Raw genomic sequence first — 2,931 nt, forward strand, 5'->3', positions numbered from 1 at the left:
AAGGGCGGCTCCGCCGTGCCCGCGGTCTGGCCGCGCCCCCAGGACCTGCGCGCCCAGGGCGGCCCCGTCCCCGTCGGGGAACGGGCCGTCGTGGTCGCCGACGGGGACACCGATCCGTACGCGCTCGACGCGTTGCGCGAGGTGCTGCGGAACGCCGGGGCGGACACCGTGCTCGACGTCTCCCCCGGGGCCGCTCTTCCCCCGGACGCGCTCGTGGTGCGCGCCGACGCGCGGGGCGCGGAGCAGGCACTGCGCGCCCTGCGGGCGTCCGAGCGCGGGGACCTGCCTTCCGGCGGTTACCGGCTCGCCGTCGGCCGGACCGGGGGCAGGGACACCGTGGCGCTCGCCGGTGAGGGACCCGACGGGCTGTTCCACGCCGTGCAGACGCTGCGCCAGCTGGTCACCGGGGAGGACTCCGGCGGCGGGTCCGGCGCGTCCCGCGGGCCCGGGAACCGTGCGGACCCGGCCGGACCGCCCGAGCGGCCCGGGGACGGCCGGGACGACCGGACCCGGCCGGGCGGCAGGGCACTCGCCGGTGTCGTCGTCCGCGACTGGCCGGCCGCCCCGGTGCGCGGCACCACCGAGGGCTTCTACGGCACCCCGTGGTCGCACGGCGAGCGCCTGGCCCAGCTCGGCTTCCTCGGCCGCACCAAGCAGAACCACTACCTCTACGCGCCCGGCGACGACCCGTACCGGCAGGCCCGCTGGCGAGACCCGTACCCGGCCGGGCAGCGCGCCGAGTTCCGGGCGCTCGCCGACCGTGCGCGGCGCAACCACGTGACGCTCGGCTGGGCCGTCGCCCCCGGGCAGGCCCTGTGCTTCTCCTCCGACGAGGACCTCCGGGCGCTGAACCGCAAGATCGACGCGATGTGGGCGCTGGGGGTCCGCTCGTTCCAGCTGCAGTTCCAGGACGTCAGCTACAGCGAGTGGCACTGCGAGGCGGACCGGGAGACGTACGGCTCCGGGCCGGGGGCCGCCGCCCGCGCCCAGGCCCGGGTCGCCAACGCCGCAGCCCGGCACCTCGCCGGACGCCACCCGGGCGCGGAGCCGCTGACGCTGATGCCGACCGAGTTCTACCAGGACGGCAGCACCGACTACCGCGACGCGCTCGCCGGCGCGCTGCACTCCGGCGTGCACGTCGCCTGGACCGGTGTCGGCGTCGTGCCCGGCACCATCACCGGCGGCGAACTGGCGGAGGCCCGGAGCGCCTTCGGCCATCCGCTGGTCACCATGGACAACTATCCGGTCAACGACTACGCGAAGGACCGGCTCTTCCTCGGCCCCTACACCGGCCGCGAACCGGCCGTCGCCACCGGCTCCTCGGCGCTGCTGACGAACGCGATGCAGCAGCCCGCCGCGTCCCGGATCCCGCTGTTCACGGCGGCCGACTACGCCTGGAACCCGCGCGGCTACCGCCCCGCGGAGTCCTGGCGCGCGGCCGTCGACGACCTGGCGGGCGAGGACGCCGGCTCCCGGGCGGCGCTGCGCGCGCTGGCCGCCAACGACGCCTCCTCCGTCCTGGGCGGCGAGGAGTCCGCGTATCTGCGGCCGCTGATCGAGGCGCTGTGGGAGGCGTACGGCGGCACCGACCGGGAGGCACTGGAACGGGCGGCGCAGCGCCTGGACGACGCGTTCGCCGTCATGCGGAAGGCCCCGGAGCGGCTGTCCGGACCGGACGCCGCGGCGCTGCGCGAGGAGACCGGCCCCTGGCTGGACCAGCTCGCCCGGTACGGCCGCGCCGGCCGGCGCGCCGTCGCCATGCTGCTGGCGCAGGACGCGGGCGACGGCGCGGCGGCCTGGCGGGCGCAGCTGGACGTACGGAAGCTGCGCGAGGAGATCCGGTCCGGGTCCGCGACCGTCGGCAAGGGCGTGCTGGCCCCGTTCCTGGACCGGGCGCTCGACCGTGCCGACGCGTGGACGGGCGCCGACCGGGCCGGGCCCGCCACCTCCGTCACGCAGGGCCCCTCCGAGCTGACCGTCGACCTGGGCCGGCCCCGGCCGCTGGCCGCCGTGACCGTGCTGACCGCCCCCGGGAAGGGTTCGCCCGCCGACGTCGAGGCGCATGTGCCGGGCGAGGGCTGGCGGCCGCTCGGCGCGCTGTCCGAGGACGGCTGGACCCAGCTGCGGGCCGACGGCGTACGGGCCGACACGCTGCGGCTGACCTGGCCGGAGGACGGGCGCGCGCCCGAGGTCCACCGGGTCGTGCCGTGGTTCGGCGACACCCCCGGGGCGCGGCTGGAGCTGGAGCGGGAGGAGACGGACGCGGTGATCGGCGGCCGGGCGAGGACGGTGCCGGTCGAGCTGGTCCCGGAGCGGCCGGGCGACATCCGCGGCAGGCTGGTCGCGCGGGCCCCGGAGGGTGTCGAGGTCGAGGTGCCCGACGGGGTCACGGTGCGGCGCGGCGCGACGACCGAGGTGCCGGTGCGGGTCACCGTCCCGGAGGACACCCCGGCCGGCTCGTACGAGGTGCCGTTCGACTTCGCGGGCGAGGAGCGGACGCTGACCGTGCGCGCGTATCCGGAGACCGGCGGACCGGATCTGGCGCGGGGAGCGAAGGCGTCGTCCTCCGGGGACGAGACCGCCGGCTTCCCGGCCGCGGCGGCGGTCGACGGCGACCCGGCGACCCGCTGGTCCTCGCCCGCCGAGGACGACGCGTGGTTCCAGGTCGAGCTGGCGGAGCCGGCCCGGGTCGGCCGGGTGGTGCTGCACTGGCAGGAGGCGTACGCGGACCGCTACCGGATCCAGGTCTCGGCGGACGGCCGCGACTGGCGCACGGCGGCGACCGTGCGGGACGGCCGGGGAGGCCGCGAGTCGGTGCGGATGGACGCGGCGGACACCCGGTTCGTCCGGGTCCGGGGCGACCGGCGCGCCACCGAGTACGGCTGCTCCCTGTGGTCGGTGGAGGTCTTCGCGGTGGCCGGCGGCGGCGAC

The 2,931-nt window shown here is 77.7% G+C and carries 1 protein-coding gene; it reads left to right on the plus strand.

Going from position 1 to position 2,931, the window contains the following annotated elements; all coding sequences use genetic code 11:
• Positions 1-15: 15 nt before the first annotated feature.
• On the plus strand, positions 16-2,931 hold a 2,916-nt coding region (locus tag GCU69_RS04370; protein WP_235978211.1), incomplete at its 3' end, for a beta-N-acetylglucosaminidase domain-containing protein.

The organism is Streptomyces lycii (assembly GCF_009735685.1).
GTDB lineage: Bacteria > Actinomycetota > Actinomycetes > Streptomycetales > Streptomycetaceae > Streptomyces > Streptomyces lycii.